Here is a 22750-nt window from a genome sequence, read left to right as displayed (position 1 = left end):
GCGCGGTCACCTCGGGATGAGGGGATCCGGGTGGGAGACGCCGCCCGATGAGCTTCCTCGACGCCTTCGCGCTGCTGCGCCCCTGGTGGTTCCTGGCGATCCCGGTGGTCGTCCTGCTGGCGCTCCGCGCCGCGTGGCGCTCGGCGCCGTTGGGCGACTGGGCCCGGGCGGTGGATCCGGCGCTGATGGCCCACCTCGCCCGCACCGGCGCGGTGCTGGGCGGCCGGCGGCAGGCGAACCTCGCCGCCGCCCTGGCGGCCGGCCTGATCGCCCTCGCGCTCACCGGCCCCGCTGTGGAGCGGGCGGACGGGCGGACCTTCCGCAACCTCGACGAGACCGTGATCGTCGTCGACCTGTCCCGCTCGGTCACGGAGGGCGGCAACCTCCAGGGCGTCCGGCAGGCCGCCGCCGCCGTCGCCGAGGCCGCCGGCACCCGGGCGGTCGCCCTCGTAGTTTATGCGGGCGACGCCTACCTCGCCGCCTCCCCCACCACCGACCGCGACAGCCTCGGCACCACCCTGTTCGCCCTCGATGCCGACACGGTGCCGGACCGCGGCACCCATCCCGAGCGCGGGCTGGCGCTGGCCCGCCGCACCCTGGCGGAGGCCAACGTCGTGGCGGCCGACGTGGTGCTGATCAGCGACGGCGACGGCATCGGCGAGGCCGCCACCCGCGAGGCCCGCGCCATCGCCGAGCACGGCTGGCGGCTCCAGGCGCTGTTCGTCCCCGCCGACAAGCCGCTGCCGCCCGGCGCACCGAAGCCCGACCGGGCCGCCCTCGACGCCCTCGTCCGGGCCGGCGGCGGCACCGTCGCCGACATCGCGACCCCCGGCCCGGTGCTCGACGCGGTCGGCGCCGGGCTCAGTCAGCACCTCGCGGCGGGCGGCTACGGCGTCCTGGCCTATGCGGATCTCGGGCGCTGGCTGCTGCTGCTGGCGGCCCTGCCGGTCCTGGTCCTGTTCCGCAGGAGCGCCTGATGCGGCTCACCCTCCCCGACACGGGCTTCGCCGTCCCGCTCCGCGCCGGCCTGCCGCCGCGCTGGCGCCGCCGCGCCCGGATCGCCGGCCTGGCGCTGGCGGGGATCGGCCTCCTGGCGCTGCTCGCCGTCTCGCAGCCCCGGACCGGCTTCGGGCGCCTGCTGATGGGCCTCGGCCTGCCGGGGCTGGCCGCGGACGTCTTCGTCGATCCGGCCTGGCGCGCCGCCGCGCTCTACGAGGCCGGCCGCTACGCGGACGCGATCGCGCTGTTCCGCACCGGCGGGCGGCGCGCGAGCTACAATCTCGGCAACGCGCTCGCGAAGGCGGGCGACCTCGAGGGCGCGCTGGCGGCCTACGACGAGGCCCTGCGCTTCAACCCCCGCGATGCCGACGCCCAGGCCAACCGCTCGCTGATCGCCCGGATGCGGGCCGAGGTGATCGATCGCGGGCCCGGCGGCGGTATCGCCAACGGCACCGCCCAGTACGGCGCCCGCTACAACAACACCGCCAACCAGGACCAGAACAACGACATCAACGCCGCCTCCAGCGGCGAGGGGCTCGCCGGCAACAAGGAATCGAACGCCAGCGCGTCGCTGCCCGGCAACAGCAAGGTGTCCCGCCGGGGCAAGGCCGAGCAGCAATCGATCGACACCGGCAAGGGCCAGGCCCGGGGCTCGGCCGGCGACGCGGCGGGCCGGGGCCGGACCGGGGGCGGTTCCGCCATGGTGGCCGAGGCGCCCGAGCGCGAGGTCCGCCGGGTGACCAAGAGCTTCGAGGCCCACGAGATCCGACCGGACCGGCTCTGGCTCCAGACCCTGCCGGACGATCCCGGCCGCTATCTCAAGCTGCGCCTGCGCGCCGAGCAGACCCGCCGGGTCGAGGCCGGCACCGCGATTCCCGCCGGGAGCAACCCGTGGTGAGTTTTTCTGGGGTCTTCGAGAGGCGCGCCCGCGCGCTCCTCCTCCTCGCTCCCCTCCTCGCTCCCCTCCCCGCCCGCGCGGAGATCGAGCCGGGCGACCTCACCCTGACGGTGACCGCCGAACTGAACGGCAACAGCGCGCCTTTCTCCCGCGAGATGGTGCTCTTGAAGATCCACGGGGTCTACAAGCAGCCGATCCTGCTCGAGGAGGTGGTGCAGCCCTCCCTTGCCAACTTCTCCTGGACGCAGCTCGGCCGGGATCACTGGAGCAAGACCAAACTTCCCGACGGCCAGAGCGCCATCGCGTTCGACCGCACCGTGGCGGTCTTCCCGCACCATGCCGGGCAGTTCACCATCGAGCCGTTCACCCACAAGCTCACCGTCAACGATGTCGGCGAGCGGCGGGTGGTCGAGGTGCGCTCGAAGCCGATCCCCTTCCCGGTCGCACAATGGACCGAGCCCAGCGGCGGCCCCGACGCCAAGGAGCCCTGGTGGCTGCCGGCCAAGGACGTGGCGATCACCGATTCCTGGAGCCCGGATCCCGAGACCATCAAGGTCGGCGAGACCACCCGCCGGATCGTCACCCTGGAGGCGCAGGGCATGGTCGCGGAGGGCCTGCCGCCCCGGCCGGTCATGCGCACCCGCGGCATCATCACCTTCGCGGGCCCCGTCACCCGCGAGACCCTGCTGACCCCCTCGGGCCCCGTGGCGCGGGCCACCTACCAGTGGGACGTGAAGCCCGGCGTGCCGGAGATCATCCCCCTCGACGCCATCGCGATCCCGTGGTTCGACACCAACACCCGCACCATGCGCGAGACGGAAATCCCGGCCCGGCAGATCGGCGGCGGCCTGCCCGACCGGGAGACCGACCGGGCGCCCCCCGCGATCCCCTCGCCGCTCGTGGTCGCCGCCTCGGCGCTGGCCGCCTTCGGGCTGGGCTTGGCGCTGATCGGCTTCGGCCTTGGCCGGCCCTCCTTGCGCCTGTCCCGCCCGACCCGGCGCGCGCTGCAGGCGGCGGCCCGTTCCGGAGATCCCGCCGGGTTCCGCGCGGTCCTGGACACGGCGATGCGGGAAGCGCCGGACCTGGCTCGCATCTGGCGGGCGCGGCCCGGTCTTGTCGCATCCTTCGCGGCTCTCGACCGGTCGGTGTTCGGCGCATCGGGCGCGCCGGTCCCGGACCTGAGGGCATTGGCCAACGCCCTGTCCCGGTCCGAACCGGTCGCCGCCGCGGCCCGGGAACCGGACCGGCTCGCCCCCCTCGACGGTCCGGCCCGCTGACTGATCGTCGGCTTGTGAACGCGCCTCCGGGAACGGCGCGCCGCATGGCGGCTTGGGCTGCCGGCGCTGATCGCCACCGGAGATTTCGTTCATGCCCGCGATCCTGAACAGACCCGCATGTGCGCTGGCCGCGATGCTCGTCCTCGGCCTGGTCGTCCCCACCGCGCTGCCGTCGGCGGCCTTCGCCCGGTCCTCCGGCACCGAGCGCACGCTGAAGATGGTCGACACCGACAAGGACGGCACGATCGATCTGGCCGAGGCCCAGGCCGCGGCCGGCAAGGTCTTCGACGCCGCCGAGACCGACAAGGACGGGACCGTCGACGCCAAGGAGCTGAAGGGCCGGGTCAGCAAGACGGACCTGAAGGCCGCCGACACCGACAACGACGGCACCCTCGACCGCAAGGAATACCTCGCCCTGGTCGAGCAGCGCTTCAAGGCGGCCGATCCCGACAAGGACGGCACGCTCGACGCCAAGGAACTCAAGACCCCGGCCGGACGCAGCCTGCTGCAGCTCCTGAAATAGGCGCGGATCCCGGAGACTCCGCCGTTGCACAGTCCATGAGCAAGTATTATTCCTGTGCAACGGCTTAAGTTCTGGGCAGGCATCAATATTTTGCACTATCTTGCGTCATCTGAATTGACCTCGTAGGTTTCGGTCATCCGGGCGGCAAAGCATCGGATGAACCACCAGGGAGGAGCGCGATGGCACGCGCCAACGAGGTCAAGGACAGGTTCCGCGCGCGGCTGCAGGAGGCGGATGCCCGCAGCAACGACTTCCGCAAGAAACTCCTGGAGGAAGGCGCCCGGGCGTTGGAGCCGGTGGTCGGCGTCCTGAACCTCATGGCTGAGGTGCTCAACGAGGAGGACAACGTCCACGGCAGCATCACCGGCCTCGAGGCCAAGATCGATCAGGACAACTTCATCAGCCTCTGCGCGCGGCTGCGCGGGACCGACACCGAGCAGAAGATCAAGATCAAGTACGGTCCGGAACTCGGCGGCAGCAACTACATCTCGGTCTCGGGCCTGAACCAGCGCTACAACGAGCGCCTCGTGCCGGGGGCTGCGAGCTGCGCCATCGGCCGGACCGTCGGCAGCGACATCCAGCTCGACGAGCACCGGGGCGACGAGCTGGCCGAGGTGGTCCGCGAGGTGGTCGAGGATTTCTATGCCGCCCAGATCGAGCAGCGCAGCCACTTCGCCTACGCTCGCTGAGCCTTGCGGCTTCGCCGATCGATCCAGCACGGTGGGTTCATGACAGGGCGCGGGTCCGCTCTCCCGCACGGGAGGGGACCCGCGCCGATCCGAACCGATCTGTGAACCCGCCGCGCCCCCCCGACCCACCAGCGCGGGAGCCGGAAAACCGGATTCCCCTTACCGGCATCCTGCGCTAAGCCTGTCCCGATGGGGATGGAGCGCCCCGACAACCGCCCGACTCGGAGGCCGGGCTGATGGCTCCTACCGCACGGGCGCGCCTCAGCCGTCCGCGGTGGGGCCGTGCGCCGAAGCCGCGACAGGACGTGGCTGCCCGACCGAACAGGAAGGGCCGGCATGATCAACACCCTCATCGTCGTTGTCGGAGCCGGGCTCGGGGGCGGGTGCCGCCACGGGATCAACGTGGCGGTCGCCCGGCTGCTGCCGGGCCTCGGCTTCCCCCTGGCCACGCTGATCATCAACGTGCTGGGCTCGTTCCTGATGGGCGTGCTCGCCGAGGGCTTCGCCCTGCGCGGCGCGGCGGGTCACCCGGCACGGCTGTTCCTGACCACGGGCGTGCTCGGCGGCTTCACCACCTTCTCGACCTTCTCCCTCGACGCGATCAGCCTGTACCACCGGGGCGAGACCGCCGCCGCCGCCCTCTACGTTGGGGCCTCGGTGGCGACCGGTCTGATCGGGCTGGTGGCGGGCCTCACCCTGGTGCGGGCGGTCCTGAGCGGCAGCTGAGGCCGTCCCGGCTTCAAAAGGGCTGCGAGCTTTTGCGGCTCCGGGGCGGAGCCCGGGTCGTTCAGGGGCTCCGCCCCCGAACCCCGCCAAAGGGCTGAGCCCTTCGGAAACCCCTCTCAATCCGCGATGAACTTCAGCCGGTGGTCGCGGTAGAGGTCGACGATCGCCGCCGCGGTCTCCTCGATGGAGCGGCGCGTCACGTCGATGGTCGGCCAGCGGTTCCGGGTGAACAGCCGGCGGGAGGCGGTGATCTCGTCCGCCACCGCCGAGCGGTCGACGTAGAGGGACGATTCGTCGGCGTTGAGGCTGGAGAGCCGGTTCTGGCGGATCTGCACGATCCGCTCCGGCGAGGCGAACAGCCCGACCACCAGGGGCTTGCGGGCGCGCTCGATCGCCGGCGGCAGCGGCATGCCCGGCACCAGCGGCAGGTTGGTGGTCTTGAGGCCGCGATTGGCGAGGTAGATCGAGGTCGGCGTCTTCGAGGTCCGGCTGACGCCGAGCAGGATCACGTCCGCGTCCTCGAGATCCTCCGGCAGGTTGCCGTCGTCGTGGGCCAGGGTGAAGTTCATCGCGTCGATGCGCTTGAAGTACTCGGCGTTCAGCATGTGCTGGGCGCCGGGCCGGGCCGTGGTCTCGGCGCCGAGATAGGCGCGCAGCAGGTCGTGGACCGGCCGCAGCACCGACAGGCAGGGCGAGCCGGTCTCCCGGGCGACCTCCTCCAGCCGCTCGCCGAGGTCGCCCCCCACCAGGGTGTAGAGGACGAGACCCGGCGCCGCCCGGATCTCCGAGATCACCCGGTCGAGCTGCGCGGCCGAGCGCACCAGCGGATAGACGTGCTCGATCGCCGACACGCCCTCGTACTGCGCGGCCGCCGCGCGCCCGACATTGATCAGCGTCTCGCCGGTGGAGTCGGAGACGAGGTGGAGGTGGAAGTAGCTGCGGCCCATTCCGATCGCCTCTGCGGTCGCCATTCGCGGCGCCCACGTTGTCCACCGCCGGCCGCCAGGGGAGTCGATGAGTGTGGATAGGATGCCCCGCCGGGCCGGTCCAGGGCGATACCGGTGCGCGCTATCGACTCCGCCGTTCACAGGCAGACGATCGGGGCGCATGGATTCCGCCTCACTGGGAGAATCCGGGACGCGTCCGGGGTCCGCACACGACTCGGCGTTGCCAAGGCGCTGTCGGATCTGGTCGTTCTCGCAAGATGGAGCAAATCCTTTAAAGCCTCGTTAACGGCGCGGCGCCGGGGACCGCCTGTGGACGCTTTTGTGCCCCCGTGATTCGGCCCCCCAAGAGAAAAAACAGAGTCCTAGATTCTCTCTTTTCTTTTCGAAGGGGCCTGTGTGGGGATCGGCGCGCCTCGACTCGACAGGAGGCCCGCCGACGGGCATGCGGGATGACGGATACGGGATGGGAACGACGATGACGGGGACGGAGCGCAAGTCCGAGCGGAAGGTGCTGCGCGTCCTCGACGGGGAGGCGATCGGTCCGCCCCCCGCCTGGATGATGCGGCAGGCCGGCCGCTACCTGCCGGAATACCGGGCGACCCGGGCCGAGGCCGGCTCGTTCCTCGACCTCTGCTACAGCCCCGACTTCGCCGTCGAGGTGACGCTCCAGCCGATCCGGCGGTTCGGCTTCGATGCCGCGATCCTGTTCTCGGACATCCTGGTCGTGCCCCATGCGCTCGGTCAGGACGTGCGCTTCGTGGAGGGCGAGGGGCCGCGCCTCGATCCCCTCGACGGCCGGGAGGCCTTTTCGAAGCTGCGCGAGGCCGGCGACCCGGCGGTGATGACCCATCTCGCACCGGTCTTCGAGACGGTGACGCGGCTGCGCGCGGAACTGCCCGGCGAGACCACGCTGCTCGGCTTCTGCGGCGCCCCCTGGACGGTGGCGAGCTACATGATCGGCGGTCGCGGCACCCCGGACCTCGCCCCCGCGCGGGCGCTGGCCGAGGGCGACACGGCGCTGGTGGACGGGCTGATCGACCGCCTCGTCACGGTGCAGACCGATTACCTCGTGCGCCAGCTCGAGGCCGGCGCCGACGCCGTGCAGATCTTCGAGTCCCATGCCGGCACGCTGCCCCTCGCCGTGCCGACCTCCGACGGCACCGTCGAGCCCGTCGGCGACGTGGCGGAGAGCGCCCTGCCGGGCGCCCCCGCGGCGGACGCCCTCACCCGCTGGTCCCTGCAGCCGATCGCCCGGATGGTGGCGGGCGTCCGCGCCCGGGTGCCGGGCGCCAAGATCATCGTGTTCGCCCGCGGCTCGGGCCTCGACGGCCATGCCCGGGTGGTGCCGGAGACAGGCGCCGATGCCGTCGGCGTCGACTGGGGGGTGGACCTGAAGGCCCTGCGGGCGACGGTGCCGGCCACCACGGTGACGCAGGGCAACCTCCATCCCGAGACGCTGATCGAGGGCGGCGCGGCCCTCGACGCGGCGGTGGATGCCGTCCTGGAGGCGACCGCCGGCCGGCCGCACATCTTCAACCTCGGCCACGGCATCACGCCCCAGACGCCGGTGGCCCATGTCGAGCGGATGCTCGCCCGGCTGCGCGGCCAGGGTTGAGGCTGCGCCCGTGCTGTACGACTGGATCAAGGCCGGCCACGTCATCAGCCTGATCGCCTGGATGGCGGGCATGCTCTACCTGCCGCGGCTGTTCGTCTACCATGCGAGCCTGCCGCCGGGTTCGGAGGCGCAGAGCGCGACCTTCAAGGTGATGGAGCGCCGCCTGCTCAAGGCGATCATGAACCCGGCCCTGATCGCCACCTGGCTGTTCGGGGTGGCGCTCGCCTGGATGAGCGGCTTCTATGCGAGCCCTTGGCTCCAGGCGAAGTTCGCGCTGGTCCTGGCGATGACCGGTATCCATGGCTGGCTCGCCCGGATGGTCAAGGATTTCGCCGCCGACCGGAACACCCGCGGTCATCGGTTCTACCGGGTGCTCAACGAGGTGCCGACGCTTCTCATGATCGGCATCGTCATCCTGGCGATCGTCAAGCCGGGCTTCTGAGACCGGGTCGATTCACCCGGCTGCCGCGCTGCGCGGAGCCTTTCCGCCGCCGGGCCGTTTCCTGGCCATGCCGAAGCCGCTCGTCCTCGCCCTGGCCCTCGCCGCCCTCGCGGCTCCGATCGCCGCCCCGGCTGCCCGGGCCGCGAGCTTCCCGTGCGACAGGGCCGAGGCTCCGGACGAGAAGGCGATCTGTGCCCATCTCCCGCTCAACGACCGGGACGTCGAGATGGCGACCCGGTTCGAGATCCTGAAGAGCGTGCTGCCCATGGGGGGCCAAGCCAAGCTGCGCGACGATCAGGAGGCTTGGCTGACGGAGCGGCGCGCCTGCAGCGGCGATGTCGCCTGCCTGACAGCCGCCTACGACGGGCGGCTCAAGGTGCTGCGCGGGGTGCTGTCCGAATTCGCCAAGCAGGGCCCGTAGCCGTCGCGGTGCTCCGCAAGGACACCACCACGACGGTCCGCCCTCCTCAGAGCCGCGCCAGCAGCCGCTCCGCCAGCGGGTTCTCGGCCGCGAAGGCATAGTCGACCCGCCGCACCGTCACGGCCCGCGCCCCCGCCTCGACCAGGGCGCCGGCGAGGTCGAACACCGCGCCCTCAGGGCAGCGCAGGACGATCTCGCCCTCCGGGCCCTTCGGGGCGCCGTAGGGCAGCTCGGCCTCGTGCAGGCCCGCCAGGGTGGCGAGGTCGATGGTGCCGCTCTCCGGCAGGGCGGCCCGCACCTCCCGGGTGGTCCGGGCGCGTTCCTCGGCGGCGATGCGGCCGAGCACGGTGCGGAGCGCCGCCCGCTGGCCCTCGCCCCAGGGCGCCTTCAGCGAGGCGACGAGGTTCGCCTCCGAACGCAGGATGATGCCGTCGTCCAGCACCTTCAGGGCGTTGGCGGAGAGCGTCGCCCCCGTCGTGGTGATGTCGACCACGATCTCGGCCGAGCCCGCCGCCGGCGCCCCCTCGGTGGCGCCGAGGCTCTCGACGATCCGGTAATCGGCGACGCCCTTCTCGGCGAAGAACCGGCGGGTCAGGTTCACGTATTTGGTGGCGACCCGCAGGCGCCGCCCGTGGCGGGTGCGCATGCCGGCGGCGACCTCGTCGAGGTCGGACATGTCGCGCACGTCGATCCAGGCCTGGGGTACGGCGACCACCACGGTGGCGTTGCCGAAGCCCAGCGGCGTCAGCAGCTCCACTTGGCCGCGCACGTCCGGCAGGGTCTCGCGGATCAGGTCCTCGCCGGTGACGCCGAGATGGGCGGCGCCCGAGGCGAGCTGCGCGGCGATCTCGGAGGCCGAGAGGTAGCGCACCTCGACGTCGGGGACGCCGAGCAGCTTGCCCCGGTAGTCGCGGGCGCCGGCGCCCTGGGCGAGCTTCAGACCGGCCCGGCCGAAGAACGCGCTGGCGTTCTCCTGCAGGCGGCCCTTGGATGGCACGGCGAGGATCAGCGGCATGGCGGTCGCGTCCGAAGCACTCATCGGCCGGCTCCCGCCACGCGCGCGATCCAGAAGGTGCAGCCCACCGCGGGCAGGGGCGCCGGGCTGCCGAGATGGCCGAGCAGGCCGTCGTAACGGCCGCCGCCGACCAGGATCGGGCCCTGCCCTTCGGTCACCTCGAAGATGAAGCCGGTATAATAGTCGAGGTTGCGGGCGAAGCCGCCCTGGAAGCGGAACCGCTCGATCGGCAGCCCGCGGGCCGCGATGAAGCCGGTGCGCTCCTCGAACAGGTCGAGGGCGGCCGCGAGGGCGTCGTGGCGGATGCCCGCGTCGGCCACCAGCGCCCGCAGGTCGCGGGCGGCGGCATCCGGATGGCCGGCGATGGCCCGGTAGCGGTCGAGGAGGATGCGGTTCTCGGCGTTGAGCCCGGCCCCGCCATGGGCCTGCGCGGAGGCCTTGGCGAGGAAGCGCTCGGCGATCTCGCCGGCGCTGCGCCCGCCTACCGCCGAGATCCCGGCGATCGCCAGCACGTCCTCCACGAAGGCGCGCACGCCCCGCGGGTCCTGGCCCTGGATCGCCGCCAGCAGGCCCGCATGGGGATCCTCCGGGCGGGTCCCCTCGGCGCCGTTGGTGACCACGTCCAGCGAGCGCCCGGCGGCCAGCGCCCGGAGCGTCCGGCGCTTGGCGGCGGGCGGGACCGCGAGGCCGTCGAGGAGCGCCACGGTCAGCCCCATGTCGCCGAGCCGCACCGCCGGATCGGTCCGGCCGAACAGGGCGAGGCCCTCGAGGGCGAGACCCAGCACCTCGGCGTCGGCGGCCGGCGTGTCGCTGCGCCCGATCGACTCGATGCCGGCCTGGAAGAACTCGTCGGGCTCGTCGGCGGCGAGGCGGAAGACCGGACCGCAATAGCTGTAATCGGCCACCTGCCCGTCGGCCTCCGCCCGGTGGAGGCGACAGACGGGAATCGTGAATTCCGGCCGCAGGCACAGCTCGGCGCCGCCCGCATCCTGCGTGACGAAGATCCGCCGGCGGATGTCCTCGCCCGACAATTCGAGGAACGGCTCCAGCGGCTGCAGCACCGGCGGCGTCACGGGCCGATAGCCTGCCGCCGCCAGATGCGCGAGCAGCCGCGTGCGCGCCGCGTCCCCCGCCCCCGTCTCGCCTGCCTCCGGTCGTGTCATCGGATCCATCCTCGCGGGCGCTCTGTAGCAACCGTGGCCGGACTTGGCGACACGTCGCAGGGCGGTGCGGTGCGCAGGACTGCGCAGGTCCCCGTACCGCGGACCGATACGCGCTACGGCGCCACAGACTTCACCCGCTCGGAGCAGCCGCTCAGAGCGGCCGGCCGCCGCCGAGACGCGCCCCGCGGGGGCGCCGGACCGGCTTGCGGCGGGCGATCACGGTCAGGGCCGGCGCTCCGGCGATCCCGGCGCTCAGGACGGGGGCGCTGCCGGTCCCGGGGGTGGCCTGGGCGACGGCGCTCGGCAACCGGTCGAGGACCGGCCGGGCGGCCCAGACGGGGCCTGTCCCGGCGCAGATCAGGCCGGCCGACAGGATGAGGATCTTCGCGCGCATCCCGACATCTCCCCCGACCCCTCCACGGAACCGACCGAGGATAACGCCGCCGGAGCCGCCGCGTTCGACCTGCGCGCCTCAGGTCTCCGAAGCCGTGAAATGCCGGGCCAGCACGGCGCGGACCTGCGCCACCAGATCGGCCTCCGGACACGAGATCTGCGCGGGCCGCGCCGCCTTCCACTCGGCGTTGCTGGCGATGGATTCGGCCGCCTGGGCACCCGCGATCAGGTCCTTGATCTGGACCTCGCCGGCCAGACGCTCGTTCGAGCCCTGGATCACCGCCACGGGTGCGCGCCGGCGGTCGGCGTATTTCATCTGCGCCTTCATGCCGGCGGCGCCGAGGTAGAGCTCCGCCCGGATGCCGTCGGCGCGCAGGAGCGCCACCAGCCGCTGGTAATCGGCCATGTTCTCCCGGTCGAGGACCAGCACCACCACCGGCCCGGGCGCCTCGGCGCCGGCGAGCAGGGGGCTGCCCACGAGCTGCAGGGCCGAGAACAGCCGCGAGACGCCGATCGAGAAGCCGGTGGCCGGGACCGGCTCGGACCGGAACCGCCCGACGAGCCCGTCGTAGCGCCCGCCGCCCGCCACCGAGCCGAAGCGCACGGTCTGGCCGTCCTCGTTGGTGACCGGAAACGTCAGCTCGGCCTCGTAGACCGGGCCGGTATAGTATTCGAGGCCGCGCACCACGCTCGGATCGGCGCGGATCACGTCGTGACCGTAGCCGGCGGCGGCGCAGAGGCGCATGATCGCGTGCAATTCGGCGATGCCCTCCCGGCCGGTCTCGGACTCGCCGACCGCGTCGTGCCAGCCGGCGAAGAACTTCTCCCAGAACGCCATCTTGTCGGCGCCGTCGCCGGCATCGGCCTGGAACGACACGTAGGCGAGGATCCGGCCGATCGCCGTCGCGTCGAGGCCCGCGCCCTTGGTGAAGTCGCCGCTCTCGTCCTTGCGGCCGGCGCCGAGGAGGTCGCGCACCCCGTCGACGCCGAGCCGGTCGAGCTTGTCGATCGCCCGCAGGACCGTCAGGCGCTGGCCGGCCTTGTCGGGACCGGCGAGCCCGATCGCCTCCATGACGCCGTCGAGCACCTTCCGGTTGTTGACCTTGACCACGTACTGGCCGCCGAGCCCGAGGCGGTTCAGCGTGTCGGCCATCAGCATGCAGGTCTCGGCATCGGCCGCGACGCTGCCGGCGCCCACGATGTCGGCGTCGAACTGCATGAACTGGCGGAAACGGCCCGGCCCCGGCTTCTCGTTGCGGAACACGTAGCCGGCCCGGTAGCTGCGATACGGCTTGGGCAGGGCGTCGTAGTTCTCGGCGACGAAGCGCGCGAGCGGCGCCGTCAGGTCGTAGCGGAGCGACAGCCACGCCTCGTCGTCGTCCTGGAACGAGAACACGCCCGCGTTCGGACGGTCGAGGTCGGGCAGGAACTTGCCGAGCGCCTCGGTGTACTCGACGAAGGGCGTCTCCAGGGCCTCGAAGCCGTAGAGCTCGAAGCTCTTGCGGATCGTCTCCAGCATCCGCCCCTGCGCGGCGATCTCACCGGCGCGCCGGTCGACGAAGCCGCGCGGCAGGCGGGGCTTCAAGGTCTCGGCCTTCTCGGCCTTGGGGGTGTCGGCCTTGGACATGTGCGCGCGTTCGCTTCTCGCGGACCCGGAGCCCGGGTCCGGCATCGGATCTTGAATCGTCTCCGCCGGGCGGAGAACCCTTGGCCGGGCTCTAAAGCATGCCGCGCGAAAGGGGAATTCGGTTGGCGGGGCTTCGATTGGCGGGGCTCAGTACGGCGCCGTCAGCTTGAGCCAGAGCAGGGCCGCGAGGCTCACCACGGCGATCGGCATCTGCAGCGGACGCAGGCGGGCATGCGCCAGCGGCACCTCGCCGGCGCGCGCCGCGATCGGGTCGAGGATCCCGATGGCGGCGTAGCCGAGGATCAGCATCGCCAGTGCCGGCACGGCCTTGCCCATCACCGCCGTGAACAGGCTGGCCAGCCCGAGACCGTACAGGATCAGCATCGTCACGAGCTGCGACACCTGCGGGCCGCCCTCGGTCCGGAAGCTGACGCCCCGGCGCACCCCGGCCAGGAACAGCAGGATCGAGGCCGCATAGAGCAGGGTGAACAGCGCCACCAGATAATCGAGGGGCTGGCCGTTCAGCCACCACGCCACCGCGGCCCCGACGGCGATCGGCACCATGGGGCCGAAGCCGAAGACGAGGTCGAGCCAGGGGATCCGGCGCGGCTCGCGCGTGGTGAGGGTGCGTCCGGTAGCGTCGTCGCGCATGGCGGTCAGGGGGGACTCTCGGTTGGACGGTCTGCTGCGCTGCAGCACCGGGACGGGGAACGGCCGCGCGCCGGCCCGGTTCCGATGACCCCGTCTGCGGGCTTGCCTCTCTAGCGCCGGCTCGGCGTCCCGGCGAGGCCCTTGCGGCCGGGCCTTTGCGGTCCCCGCGCCGGCATCCCGCGCCGGGCCCTTGAGTGCGGGCGAAAAAGGCGTTATCTCTACTGCGCCCTCATCACAAGGTCTGCGCCGCAGCGCGCCCGTGAGCCGCGAGGGTCCTGCCTCATCGGTTTCGCCAATCTGACCCCGGGCCCCTCGCCGCAGCGCGGCCCGCTCTTCGGCGCCCATCCCCCGGGTGCCTGGCACTGAACCGGCCCTCCCACCTCTTCCGTCGGTTGCAAGACACCCCATGACGCCAAACCCCGACGCCCTCGCCGACATCGAGACCGCGGAGCCGGCCGATGCGCCCACCATGCCCGCCGCCCTCGAGGGCGTCCGCGAGGTCAAGCTCCAGGACCTCAAGTCGAAGACGCCCACCGACCTGACGGCCTTCGCCGAGGAGGTCGAGGTCGAGAACGCCTCGACCATGCGCAAGCAGGAGCTGATGTTCGCCATCCTGAAGCAGCTCGCTGCCAAGGAGGTCGAGATCATCGGCTCGGGCACCGTCGAGGTGCTGCAGGACGGCTTCGGCTTCCTGCGCTCCTCCGACTCGAACTACCTGCCGGGCCCCGACGACATCTACATCTCGCCGACCCAGATCCGCCGCTTCGGCCTGCGCACCGGCGACACCGTCGAGGGCCCGATCCGCGGCCCCAAGGACGGCGAGCGCTACTTCGCGCTCCTCAAGGTCAACACGATCAACTTCGAGAACCCGGAGAAGATCAAGCACAAGGTCCACTTCGACAACCTGACGCCGCTCTTCCCGACCAAGCGGTTCAAGCTCGAGCTGGACAACCCGACCAAGAAGGATTTCTCCCCGCGGATCATCGACATCGTGGCGCCGATCGGAAAGGGCCAGCGCGCCCTGATCGTGGCGCCGCCGCGCACGGGTAAGACCGTGCTGATGCAGAACATCGCGCAGTCGATCACCCTCAATCACCCCGAGTGCTACCTGATCGTGCTGCTCATCGACGAGCGGCCCGAGGAGGTCACCGACATGCAGCGCTCGGTGAAGGGCGAGGTCATCGCCTCGACCTTCGACGAGCCGGCCACCCGCCACGTGCAGGTCGCCGAGATGGTGATCGAGAAGGCCAAGCGCCTCGTGGAGCACGGGCGCGACGTGGTGATCCTCCTGGATTCCATCACCCGCCTCGGCCGCGCCTACAACACCGTGGTGCCGTCCTCCGGCAAGGTGCTGACCGGCGGTGTCGACGCCAACGCCCTGCAGCGGCCCAAGCGCTTCTTCGGCGCGGCCCGCAACATCGAGGAGGGCGGCTCGCTCTCGATCATCGCCACCGCGCTCATCGACACCGGCTCGCGCATGGACGAGGTGATCTTCGAGGAGTTTAAGGGCACCGGCAACTCCGAGATCATCCTGGACCGCAAGGTCTCCGACAAGCGCATCTTCCCGGCGATCGACATCACCCGCTCCGGCACCCGCAAGGAGGAGCTGCTGGTCCCGCCGGATTCGCTCAAGAAGACCTACGTGCTGCGCCGCATCCTCAACCCGATGGGCGTCACCGACGCGATCGAGTTCCTGCTCGACAAGCTGCGCCAGACCAAGAGCAACAGCGACTTCTTCGACTCGATGAACACCTGAGGCGCCGGTTCAACGGGCATCCCAACCCGTCGCCTCCTCGGATGCGGCGCAGCCGCCTCGGAGGAGAGCTCCAGGGATCGCAGGGCATCCGGTGGCCTCCTTCGAGGCCTCCGCTGCGCTACGGCACCTCAGGATGAGGGGGAGGGTTGGAGGGCCGGTGTGCCTCTGTCCCGCCGCGGCACGGAAGCGACCGGCTCCGCGATGCGGCCGTTGACTGTCTCCTAACCCCTCCCTGCCAAGGTCCTCTTCGGGCGCCAGGTTGCGTATCGGCGCCGCGACAGCCCCGCCGGCCGGTCCATCCCGGCGGCGGGGCTCGTCGCAGCCCGGGCGATCCCCGGCTTGCACCGATCCCCGGATCCGTGACACTGGCGCGATGCTCCGCTCGCCCTGGACCGGTCCGGATCCGCTCCTCCTCGCCTCGACCAGCCCGACCCGGCGCCTCCTCCTGGAGAGCGCCGCCCTGCCGGTCGAGACCGCCGCCCCGGATGTCGACGAGCGCGCCCTGGAAGCGGAGTGCGCCGGCCTGTCCCCGCCCGACCTCGCCCTGGTGCTCGCCCGCGCCAAGGCGGAATCGGTGGCGGCGCGCCATCCCGGCCGGATCGTCATCGGCGCCGATCAGGTGCTCGATCTCGACGGCACCGTGTTCCACAAGCCGGCCGATGCGCAGGCCGCCCGGGCCCAGCTCGCCCGTCTGTCCGGCCGCACCCACGCCCTGCATTCCGCCGTGGTCCTGGCCGGGGCGGTGCAGGACGCCTTCGTGGAGACCGCCCGGCTGACCCTTCGCCCCCTCGATGAAAGGGCCATCGCGGCCTATGTGGGCTGTGCCGGCGAGGCGCGGGTGCGGTCGAGCGTCGGCGGCTACCAGCTCGAAGGGCCTGGGATCCACCTGTTCGAATCGGTCGTGGGCGACCACAGCACCGTGCTGGGCCTGCCGCTGCTGCCGCTCCTCGCCCGCCTGCGCGGGGCCGGGGTTCTGGATTTTTGAGGGAGCCTCCCCTTGGCCGGGCATTACCATTCCCACGACGGCCATTCCCACGACGGCCACGCTCACGGAGGCCATGCCCATGGCGGCCACGGCGGCCACGCGCACGCGCCGAAGGATTTCGGCACGGCCTTCGCCATCGGCATCGTCCTCAACACCGCCTTCGTGGTGATCGAGGCGGCCTACGGCTATCTCAGCAACTCCATGTCCCTGGTGGCCGATGCCGGCCACAACCTCTCGGACGTTCTGGGCCTCGCGGCGGCCTGGATCGCCGCCCTGCTGGTGCGCCGCCGCGCCACCGCGCGCTTCACCTACGGCTATCGCGGCTCCTCGATCCTGGCCGCCCTGTTCAACGCCGTGGTCCTGCTGATCGCCATGGGGGCGGTGATCTGGGAGGCGCTGGTCCGGCTGGTCCATCCGGAGCCGGTCGCGGGCACGACCGTGATGGTGGTGGCCGCGGTGGGAATCCTGGTCAACGGCCTCACCGCGTGGCTCTTCGTCAGCGGCGCCAAGGGCGACATCAACGTCCGCGGGGCGTTCCTCCACATGGCGGCCGACGCCGCCGTCTCGGCCGGGGTCGTGATCGCGGGCCTCGTGATCCAGCTCACCGGCTTCGCCTGGCTCGACCCGGCGGTCAGCCTCGTCATCGCGGCTCTGGTCGTCTGGGCGACCTGGGGCCTGCTGCGCGACAGCGTGGCGATGTCCCTCGACGCCGTGCCGCCGCAGATCTCCCCCGATGCCGTGACAGGCTTCCTCCTCGGACGGCCCGGCGTTGCCGGCCTGCACGACCTGCATATCTGGCCCATGAGCACCACCAGCATCGCCCTGACCGTCCATCTCGTGATGGCGGAGGGGCATCAGGCTCACGGCCACCCCGGCAACGGCTTCCTCAACGAGACCGCCGAGGGCCTGCGCACCCGGTTCGGCATCGGCCACGCGACGTTGCAGATCGAGGAGGCCGGCGGCCCGGCCTGCCGCCTCGCGCAGGATTGCGCGGCATGAGCGTCGCGAATCCCCGCGCCTTCGTGGTCGGCCACCCGATCGCCCATTCGCGCTCGCCGCTGATCCACGGGTACTGGCTCGCCGCGCACGGGATCCCGGGCTCCTACGAGCGGCTCGACGTGCCGCCGGCGGCGTTTCCGGACTTCATCCGCGCCCTGCCGGATTCGGGCTTCCGGGGCGGCAACGTCACGATCCCCCACAAGGAGGCGGCCTTCGCGCTGGCCGACACCCTGACGCCGCGGGCCAAGGCGATCGGCGCGGTGAACACCCTGGTGGTCGAGCCCGACGGGCGGATCCGCGGCGACAACACCGACGCGCCGGGCTTCTGCGCCCATCTCGACCACACCTTAGGCGCAGCCTGGCCGGCGCGGGCGGGCGGCACCGCTCTGGTGCTCGGCGCCGGCGGCGCCGCGCGGGCGATCGTGGTCGGGCTGGCCGAGCGGGGCCTGCGGCGCATCTGGGTCGCCAACCGGACCGCGGCCCGGGCCGAGGCGGTGGCGGCGCTCGCGCCGGGCATCGGCGCGGCGCTCGCCTGGGACGACCTGCCGGCGGCGCTCGCCGGGACCGGCCTCCTGGTCAACACCACGTCCCTCGGCATGAAGGGCCAGCCGCCCCTCGCCATCGACCTGTCGCCCCTGCCGGCGGAGGCGGCCGTGGCCGACATCGTCTACGCACCCCTGGAGACGGAGCTCCTCGCGGCGGCGCGCCGCCGGGGGCTCGCGGCCGTGGACGGGCTCGGCATGCTGCTGCACCAGGCGGTGCCGGGCTTCGAGGCGTGGTTCGGCCCGCGCCCCGCCGTCACCCCGGCGCTGCGCGACCGGATCGTGGCGGATCTCGCCGGATGACCCCGAAGGCCGGATCCGGACCCGTCATCCTCGGGCTCACCGGCTCGATCGGCATGGGCAAGTCCGCCACCGCCCGGATGTTCGCCGACCGCGGCGTCCCGGTTCACGACGCCGACGCCGCGGTCCACGCCCTCTACGGGCCCGGAGGCGCGGCCGCCGCGGCGATCGGCGCGGCCTTTCCCGGCGTGCTCGACGGCGACGGCGGCGTCGACCGGACGCGGCTGCGCGCCGCTGTGCTCGACGCGCCCGACCGGATGGCGGCGCTGGAGGCCATCGTCCATCCCCTGGTCCGGGCGGCCAGCACGGACTTCCTGGCGCGGCACGCGGCGGCGCCGCTGGTCGTCCTCGACATCCCGCTCCTCTACGAGACCGGCGGCGCGGGCCGCTGCGACGCGGTCGTGGTGGTGAGCGCCCCGCCCGAGATCCAGCGCGCCCGGGTGCTCGCCCGCCCCGGCATGACCGAGGCGGCCTTCGCGGCGATCCTGGCCAAGCAGATGCCCGACGCCGAGAAGCGCACCCGGGCGGATTTCGTCATCGACACGAGCCGGGGTTTTCCCGCCGCCGAGGCCGAGGTGGCGCGGATCGTCGAGCGCCTCACGGCGCATCGTGCGGAGCCGCACCACGGCACCGGATGACACGCCCGCGCGGATGAATATCTGCGGTTGCGTTCCGGGGGGAACACGAACGGCAGGATGGACGTGATGGCACGGCACTCCGGCGGGATGGATCCGGTCCGGTCCGGCGGCCTCGGGGCCGCGACCCTTCTCGTGCTGCTGGCGGCCATGCCTGCGCAGGCCCAGTACGCCGCCAGCTGCCCCCCGCCGAAGAAGTTCGCGGCCGGCGCCTGCGTCACCGCCTGTCCGGGCGGCTACGAGGACCGGGGACCCGTCTGCGTCTACCGCAACACGTCCCGCTGAGGCGCACGGGAGCTTAACCCCTCCGCCTTATCCGGCTAGGGTCCGCCCCCACCCCGCGAGTCGCGAGACCCATGCTGCGCGAGATCGTCCTCGACACCGAGACCACCGGCACGGAGGCGAAGGGAGGCGACCGGCTGATCGAGATCGGCGCGGTGGAACTCCTCAACCACATCCCCACCGGCCGGAGCTTCCACCGCTATTGCAACCCGCAGCGGGCGGTCTCCGAGGGGGCGTTCAATGTCCACGGCCTGTCCGACGCGTTCCTGTCCGACAAGCCGGTCTTCGCGGAGATCGTCGGCGAGCTGCTGGCCTTCCTGGCCGACGGACGCCTCGTCATCCACAACGCGCCCTTCGACGTCGGCTTCCTCAACATGGAATACGCCCGGCTCGGCGCGAACGCCCCGCCCCCGATCCGGCTGGAGGACGTGGTCGACACCCTGCCGATGGCCCGGCGCAAGCATCCGGGCGCGGCCAACAACCTCGACGCCCTCTGCAGCCGCTACGGCATCGACAACACCCGGCGCACCAAGCACGGCGCGCTCCTCGACGCTCAGATCCTGGCCGAGGTCTATGTCGAGCTCCTCGGGGGCAAGCAGACCAGCCTCGGGCTCTTGGACGCGGAGCAAGCCGCCCCGGTGGCCGGATCTTCCGCCCAGGCCGTGGCCCCCGTGGCGCCCCGTCCCTACCGGAGCCGTCTTACCGATGCGGAGCGCGCCCGCCACGACGGCTTCCGCGCGAGCCTCGGTCCTGCCGCGATCTGGGCCGACTATATCGGGGCGGACGATCCCGTCTGATCCGGCGGTCTGATCCCTAAGCCTGCTGCGCGGCGCCGACGGTTGTCGCATTGCACAGGGGCGTTTATTGCAATGCACAAAACATCCTCGACACATCATCTCGCAGGATGGTGAGGGTCGGCTCATGCGATGCCCGCGCGGTGGCGCAGGCGCATCGGGTCCGGCCGTGACAGAGACATTGAGGCAGTGAGGCGCGCACGCATGACCGAGAATTTCGGCAGTCGCGACGGACAGCGCGACGACAAGACCGGCCTGTCGCCCTTCGCCGACATGATCGAGGCCACCCGTCTGACCGGCCTCGGCCGGCTCGAGGAGGCGACCGCCCTGATCCAGCGCAGCCTAGCCGGCCAGAGGGCCGCACCCGCTGAACACGCGTCGACAGACTCTTCCCCGCACCACGCCGATCCGTCGGCCGTGCCGCAGATTCCCGCAGCGGAATCCGGGACGCGGATGCGCGAGGTGGTGGGGCAGGTCGTGCGCGGCCTTGCACCGGTGCTGAAGGGCCTGGGCAACCCGCTGCGGCACCCCGCTCCGCCGCCCGCCGACCGGGGGGGCGGGACCGGGGGCCGCTTCGTCGCCCTGACCCATGCCGAGCCCGCCGGCACCCGCGAGTACAAGCTGTTCATCCCGAGCCATCCGGACGCGGCCGCGCCGCTGATCGTGATGCTGCATGGCTGCACGCAGAATCCGGACGATTTCGCCGCCGGCACCGGCATGAACACCCTCGCCGAGCGCGCCGGCGTGTTCGTGGCCTACCCGGCCCAGAGCCGTCAGGCCCATGCCCAGCGCTGCTGGAACTGGTACGAGCCCCGGGACCAGGGCCGGGGCACGGGCGAGCCGGCGATCATCGCGGGCCTCGCCCGCGCCATCATGGCGGAGCACCCGATCGACCGAGCCCGGGTCTACATCGCCGGCCTGTCGGCGGGGGGCGCCGCCGCCCTGAACATCGCCCGCGCCTATCCCGACCTCTTCGCCGCCGTCGGCGTGCATTCCGGCCTCGCGGCCGGCTGCGCCCGGGATCTCGGCTCGGCGCTGATGGCCATGCAGGTTGGCGCCCCGGGCCTCGGCACCGCCACGGCTTTCGGCAGCCCGGCCCCGGCCACCCGCGTGCCGACGATCATCTTCCACGGCGAGGACGACGGCACGGTGAGCGTGCGCAACGCCGATCAGGTTCTGGCCCAGGCGCACGTCGCCGGTCTGATCGCCCGGTCCGAGACCTTCGAGGGCCGCGGCCACCCCTTCACCCGCACCCGCTACCGGGACGAGGCGGGCCGGGTCGTAGTCGAGGATTGGCGGGTGCGCGGCGCCGGCCATGCCTGGTCCGGGGGCCGCCCCGACGGCAGCTACACGGACTCCGAGGGGCCCGACGCGTCCCGGGCGATGCTCGACTTCTTCGCCGAGCACCGGCTGGGACCGGCCCGGCGCCCGTAAGGGGTTTCCCCAAGGGCCGCGCACTCTGGCGGGTTGTCAGGGCGCGGCCCTGCTGTATCGCAGGGCTTTGCCCTGCACCCACAAAAGGTCCCGGACCTTTTGAATCCAGGACCTTCCATGACCGCGACCGCCACCCCCGCGCCGATCCCGACCCTCCAGGGCCTCGCCGAGGTCGCCGACCGGTACGACCTGATCCTCTGCGACGTCTGGGGCGTGCTGCATGACGGCCAGAAGGCCCACGAGGCCGCCGGCGAGGCGCTGATCCGCTTCCGTGGCCGTCCGGGGGCGCGGCCCCGCCGGGTCGTCCTCGTCTCGAACGCACCCCGGCCCGGCGACGGCGTCGGCCGCATCCTCGACCGGTTCGGCGTGCCGCGGGAGGCCTACGACGCGATCCTGACCTCGGGCGACCTCACCCACGACCTGATCGCCGCGCGCCCGGGCGCCCGGATCCGGCATCTCGGACCGGAGCGCGACCTCGGCATCTTCCAGGGGCTCGACCTCAGCCTCGTCCCGGAATCGGAGGCCGACCTCGTCGTCTGCACCGGCCTGTTCGACGACCGCAGCGAGACCCCGGACGATTACCGGCCGGAGCTGGAGCGTCTCGCCGCCCGCGGGCTGACCATGATCTGCGCCAATCCCGACCTCGTCGTGGAGAGCGGCAACCGCCTGATCCCCTGCGCGGGCCTGCTCGCGGCGGCCTATGCGGAGATCGGCGGCCCCGTGGTCTATGCCGGCAAGCCGCACCGCCCGGTCTACGAGGCGGCCCTCGCCAAGGGGGCGGCCCTCACCGGGGCCCCGGTGGATCCGGCGCGGGTCCTGGCGATCGGCGACGCGATCCGCACCGACATCGCGGGCGCCCGCGGCTTCGGCATCGCCAGCGTGCTGGTGGCCCGGGGCATCCACGCGGAGGAACTCGGCGTCACGGCCGCGCATCACCGCCTGGGCGACGTGGCCGAGTGGCTCGGCCGGCAGGCGGTGCATCCGGACGGGGTGATCGAGCGGCTGGTCTGGTAGCGCCCTTCCGGACCTCGGCGTATTGCCGTCAGTCCAACTCTCTGAAATCCGCGACAAGCTTGACACCGCGCGGGAAATTGCGTGGATTTACGGGCGTGAATCGATCCCGCGTCCAACAATCAGCCCCGACATTCGCTTCGCTCGTCATGCGATTCGACCGGGAGACCTGTCCGGCTGCGGTGCTTTCGACGATCGGGGCCGGTGAGACGGCGGGTCTTGCGTGACCCTGGTCTCCGGACTGCCGGACTTCCTGCTCTATCTCGGCACCGCGACCGGACTGATCGGCCTCTACCTGCTGATCTACACCCTTGCCACCGCGCATAACGAGGTCGCGCTGATCCGCCGGGACGTGACGGCTGCGGCCATCGCGCTGGGCGGAAGCCTGCTCGGCTTCACCCTGCCGCTGGCGGTGGCGATCTACAACGCACGGTCCCTGCTCGACTGCCTGATCTGGGGCCTGATCGCCCTCGTGATCCAGATCGCGATCTACTGGCTCGTGCGCCTTGCGGTGCCGGACCTGTCGCGGCGCATCGAGGAGGATCGCGCCGCCGCCGCGCTCCTCCTGGGCGCGGCCTCGCTGGCGGGCGGCGTCGTGAACGCCGCCGCGATGACCTATTGAGCGG

The 22750-nt window shown here is 72.0% G+C and carries 25 protein-coding genes and 1 riboswitch; of the genes, 19 read left to right on the top strand and 6 right to left on the bottom strand.

What is annotated here, in order from left to right:
* Nucleotides 1-47: 47 nt before the first annotated feature.
* The 6 genes from P9K36_RS24920 (at nt 48) to crcB (ending at nt 5112) form a co-directional block, all read left to right on the top strand.
* Entirely contained in the window at nt 48-977 is a 930-nt protein-coding gene (locus P9K36_RS24920) for a VWA domain-containing protein (RefSeq protein ID WP_043386178.1), read from the top strand.
* Entirely contained in the window at nt 977-1897 is a 921-nt protein-coding gene (locus P9K36_RS24915; RefSeq protein ID WP_075381014.1) for a tetratricopeptide repeat protein, read from the top strand. Before P9K36_RS24920 ends, P9K36_RS24915 begins: the two co-directional genes overlap by 1 nt.
* Nucleotides 1891-3174, top strand: a complete 1284-nt coding sequence (locus tag P9K36_RS24910) for a BatD family protein (protein WP_075381013.1) — start codon at nt 1891-1893, stop codon at nt 3172-3174. Before P9K36_RS24915 ends, P9K36_RS24910 begins: the two co-directional genes overlap by 7 nt.
* Before the next feature lie 91 nt (nt 3175-3265).
* Nucleotides 3266-3697: an EF-hand domain-containing protein gene (locus P9K36_RS24905; protein ID WP_043346265.1), complete on the top strand. Its 432-nt coding sequence runs from the start codon at nt 3266-3268 to the stop codon at nt 3695-3697.
* Nucleotides 3698-3876: 179 nt separating this feature from the next.
* Nucleotides 3877-4386 carry a hypothetical protein gene (locus P9K36_RS24900; RefSeq protein ID WP_043346263.1) on the top strand — a complete coding sequence of 170 codons (510 nt, stop codon included), beginning with the start codon at nt 3877-3879 and terminating at the stop codon, nt 4384-4386.
* A 182-nt stretch (nt 4387-4568) separates the two neighbouring features.
* Nucleotides 4569-4639: riboswitch (Fluoride riboswitch) on the top strand.
* A gap of 83 nt (nt 4640-4722) precedes the next feature.
* Nucleotides 4723-5112, top strand: coding sequence for a fluoride efflux transporter CrcB (gene crcB, locus P9K36_RS24895; protein ID WP_091955375.1), 390 nt, complete (start codon nt 4723-4725; stop codon nt 5110-5112).
* A gap of 116 nt (nt 5113-5228) precedes the next feature.
* On the opposite strand, the gene P9K36_RS24890 is transcribed toward crcB, so the two are convergent.
* Nucleotides 5229-6059 carry a pyruvate, water dikinase regulatory protein gene (locus P9K36_RS24890; protein ID WP_043346269.1) on the bottom strand — a complete coding sequence of 277 codons (831 nt, stop codon included), beginning with the start codon at nt 6057-6059 and terminating at the stop codon, nt 5229-5231.
* Between the two features lie 463 nt (nt 6060-6522).
* Here P9K36_RS24890 and P9K36_RS24885 point away from each other — a divergent pair, with 463 nt between their 5' ends.
* From P9K36_RS24885 to P9K36_RS24875, 3 genes are all read left to right on the top strand, one after another.
* Nucleotides 6523-7674 carry a uroporphyrinogen decarboxylase gene (locus P9K36_RS24885; protein WP_278306181.1) on the top strand — a complete coding sequence of 384 codons (1152 nt, stop codon included), beginning with the start codon at nt 6523-6525 and terminating at the stop codon, nt 7672-7674.
* Between the two features lie 10 nt (nt 7675-7684).
* Entirely contained in the window at nt 7685-8116 is a 432-nt protein-coding gene (gene hemJ / locus P9K36_RS24880) for a protoporphyrinogen oxidase HemJ (protein ID WP_043346260.1), read from the top strand.
* Nucleotides 8117-8183: 67 nt separating this feature from the next.
* On the top strand, nt 8184-8537 hold the full coding sequence (locus P9K36_RS24875; RefSeq protein ID WP_043386172.1) for a lysozyme inhibitor LprI family protein: 354 nt from the start codon (nt 8184-8186) through the stop codon (nt 8535-8537).
* A 46-nt stretch (nt 8538-8583) separates the two neighbouring features.
* Here the strand turns inward: P9K36_RS24875 and hisG are convergent, their stop codons facing one another.
* The 5 genes from hisG to P9K36_RS24850 all read right to left on the bottom strand — a co-directional run bounded on the left by hisG (nt 8584) and on the right by P9K36_RS24850 (nt 13386).
* Nucleotides 8584-9576, bottom strand: coding sequence for an ATP phosphoribosyltransferase (hisG, locus tag P9K36_RS24870; protein ID WP_043386169.1), 993 nt, complete (start codon nt 9574-9576; stop codon nt 8584-8586).
* Complete coding sequence (locus P9K36_RS24865; protein ID WP_278306180.1) at nt 9573-10715, bottom strand: ATP phosphoribosyltransferase regulatory subunit; 1143 nt, start codon at nt 10713-10715, stop codon at nt 9573-9575. Before P9K36_RS24865 ends, hisG begins: the two co-directional genes overlap by 4 nt.
* A gap of 151 nt (nt 10716-10866) precedes the next feature.
* Entirely contained in the window at nt 10867-11109 is a 243-nt protein-coding gene (locus P9K36_RS24860) for a hypothetical protein (protein WP_043353874.1), read from the bottom strand.
* A gap of 78 nt (nt 11110-11187) precedes the next feature.
* Nucleotides 11188-12735: a histidine--tRNA ligase gene (gene hisS, locus P9K36_RS24855; RefSeq protein WP_043759587.1), complete on the bottom strand. Its 1548-nt coding sequence runs from the start codon at nt 12733-12735 to the stop codon at nt 11188-11190.
* A gap of 147 nt (nt 12736-12882) precedes the next feature.
* Nucleotides 12883-13386 carry a DUF3429 domain-containing protein gene (locus P9K36_RS24850; RefSeq protein WP_043353871.1) on the bottom strand — a complete coding sequence of 168 codons (504 nt, stop codon included), beginning with the start codon at nt 13384-13386 and terminating at the stop codon, nt 12883-12885.
* A 406-nt stretch (nt 13387-13792) separates the two neighbouring features.
* Here P9K36_RS24850 and rho point away from each other — a divergent pair, with 406 nt between their 5' ends.
* From rho to P9K36_RS24800, 10 genes are all read left to right on the top strand, one after another.
* On the top strand, nt 13793-15142 hold the full coding sequence (gene rho / locus P9K36_RS24845) for a transcription termination factor Rho (RefSeq protein WP_043386160.1): 1350 nt from the start codon (nt 13793-13795) through the stop codon (nt 15140-15142).
* Between the two features lie 373 nt (nt 15143-15515).
* Nucleotides 15516-16127, top strand: a complete 612-nt coding sequence (locus P9K36_RS24840) for a Maf family nucleotide pyrophosphatase (protein ID WP_043353868.1) — start codon at nt 15516-15518, stop codon at nt 16125-16127.
* Nucleotides 16128-16139: 12 nt separating this feature from the next.
* On the top strand, nt 16140-17126 hold the full coding sequence (locus tag P9K36_RS24835; RefSeq protein ID WP_278306179.1) for a cation diffusion facilitator family transporter: 987 nt from the start codon (nt 16140-16142) through the stop codon (nt 17124-17126).
* Nucleotides 17123-17971 (top strand): shikimate dehydrogenase, encoded by an 849-nt coding sequence (locus P9K36_RS24830; RefSeq protein ID WP_043353865.1) that lies wholly within the window; start codon nt 17123-17125, stop codon nt 17969-17971. Before P9K36_RS24835 ends, P9K36_RS24830 begins: the two co-directional genes overlap by 4 nt.
* Complete coding sequence (coaE, locus tag P9K36_RS24825) at nt 17968-18606, top strand: dephospho-CoA kinase (protein WP_278306178.1); 639 nt, start codon at nt 17968-17970, stop codon at nt 18604-18606. Before P9K36_RS24830 ends, coaE begins: the two co-directional genes overlap by 4 nt.
* A 66-nt stretch (nt 18607-18672) precedes the next feature.
* A complete protein-coding gene (locus tag P9K36_RS24820; protein ID WP_043353881.1) occupies nt 18673-18888 on the top strand; it encodes a hypothetical protein in 216 nt (71 codons plus the stop codon).
* 71 nt (nt 18889-18959) lie between these two features.
* On the top strand, nt 18960-19682 hold the full coding sequence (dnaQ, locus tag P9K36_RS24815; protein ID WP_075381006.1) for a DNA polymerase III subunit epsilon: 723 nt from the start codon (nt 18960-18962) through the stop codon (nt 19680-19682).
* A 201-nt stretch (nt 19683-19883) separates the two neighbouring features.
* Complete coding sequence (locus P9K36_RS24810; RefSeq protein WP_278306177.1) at nt 19884-21113, top strand: PHB depolymerase family esterase; 1230 nt, start codon at nt 19884-19886, stop codon at nt 21111-21113.
* Nucleotides 21114-21230: 117 nt separating this feature from the next.
* Nucleotides 21231-22127 (top strand): TIGR01459 family HAD-type hydrolase, encoded by an 897-nt coding sequence (locus P9K36_RS24805; RefSeq protein WP_043353860.1) that lies wholly within the window; start codon nt 21231-21233, stop codon nt 22125-22127.
* A gap of 220 nt (nt 22128-22347) precedes the next feature.
* Nucleotides 22348-22746, top strand: a complete 399-nt coding sequence (locus tag P9K36_RS24800; RefSeq protein WP_043353858.1) for a DUF350 domain-containing protein — start codon at nt 22348-22350, stop codon at nt 22744-22746.
* The last annotated feature ends 4 nt before the right edge of the window (nt 22747-22750 follow it).

The organism is Methylobacterium sp. 391_Methyba4, from assembly GCF_029691625.1.
Taxonomy (GTDB): Bacteria; Pseudomonadota; Alphaproteobacteria; order Rhizobiales; family Beijerinckiaceae; genus Methylobacterium; species Methylobacterium fujisawaense.
The sequence above is the reverse complement of the archived record's forward strand: the minus strand, read 5'-3'. Positions and strand labels throughout refer to the sequence as shown.

Coding starts and splice junctions, on each gene's coding strand:
- P9K36_RS24920 (WP_043386178.1), top strand. CDS start 48: ATGAGCTTCCTCGACGCCTTCGCGCTGCTGCGCCCCTGGTGGTTCCTG.
- P9K36_RS24915 (WP_075381014.1), top strand. CDS start 977: ATGCGGCTCACCCTCCCCGACACGGGCTTCGCCGTCCCGCTCCGCGCC.
- P9K36_RS24905 (WP_043346265.1), top strand. CDS start 3,266: ATGCCCGCGATCCTGAACAGACCCGCATGTGCGCTGGCCGCGATGCTC.
- P9K36_RS24900 (WP_043346263.1), top strand. CDS start 3,877: ATGGCACGCGCCAACGAGGTCAAGGACAGGTTCCGCGCGCGGCTGCAG.
- crcB (WP_091955375.1), top strand. CDS start 4,723: ATGATCAACACCCTCATCGTCGTTGTCGGAGCCGGGCTCGGGGGCGGG.
- P9K36_RS24890 (WP_043346269.1), bottom strand. CDS start 6,059: ATGGGCCGCAGCTACTTCCACCTCCACCTCGTCTCCGACTCCACCGGC.
- P9K36_RS24885 (WP_278306181.1), top strand. CDS start 6,523: ATGGGAACGACGATGACGGGGACGGAGCGCAAGTCCGAGCGGAAGGTG.
- P9K36_RS24875 (WP_043386172.1), top strand. CDS start 8,184: ATGCCGAAGCCGCTCGTCCTCGCCCTGGCCCTCGCCGCCCTCGCGGCT.
- hisG (WP_043386169.1), bottom strand. CDS start 9,576: ATGAGTGCTTCGGACGCGACCGCCATGCCGCTGATCCTCGCCGTGCCA.
- P9K36_RS24865 (WP_278306180.1), bottom strand. CDS start 10,715: ATGACACGACCGGAGGCAGGCGAGACGGGGGCGGGGGACGCGGCGCGC.
- P9K36_RS24860 (WP_043353874.1), bottom strand. CDS start 11,109: ATGCGCGCGAAGATCCTCATCCTGTCGGCCGGCCTGATCTGCGCCGGG.
- hisS (WP_043759587.1), bottom strand. CDS start 12,735: ATGTCCAAGGCCGACACCCCCAAGGCCGAGAAGGCCGAGACCTTGAAG.
- P9K36_RS24850 (WP_043353871.1), bottom strand. CDS start 13,386: ATGCGCGACGACGCTACCGGACGCACCCTCACCACGCGCGAGCCGCGC.
- rho (WP_043386160.1), top strand. CDS start 13,793: ATGACGCCAAACCCCGACGCCCTCGCCGACATCGAGACCGCGGAGCCG.
- P9K36_RS24840 (WP_043353868.1), top strand. CDS start 15,516: ATGCTCCGCTCGCCCTGGACCGGTCCGGATCCGCTCCTCCTCGCCTCG.
- P9K36_RS24830 (WP_043353865.1), top strand. CDS start 17,123: ATGAGCGTCGCGAATCCCCGCGCCTTCGTGGTCGGCCACCCGATCGCC.
- coaE (WP_278306178.1), top strand. CDS start 17,968: ATGACCCCGAAGGCCGGATCCGGACCCGTCATCCTCGGGCTCACCGGC.
- P9K36_RS24820 (WP_043353881.1), top strand. CDS start 18,673: ATGGCACGGCACTCCGGCGGGATGGATCCGGTCCGGTCCGGCGGCCTC.
- dnaQ (WP_075381006.1), top strand. CDS start 18,960: ATGCTGCGCGAGATCGTCCTCGACACCGAGACCACCGGCACGGAGGCG.
- P9K36_RS24810 (WP_278306177.1), top strand. CDS start 19,884: ATGACCGAGAATTTCGGCAGTCGCGACGGACAGCGCGACGACAAGACC.
- P9K36_RS24805 (WP_043353860.1), top strand. CDS start 21,231: ATGACCGCGACCGCCACCCCCGCGCCGATCCCGACCCTCCAGGGCCTC.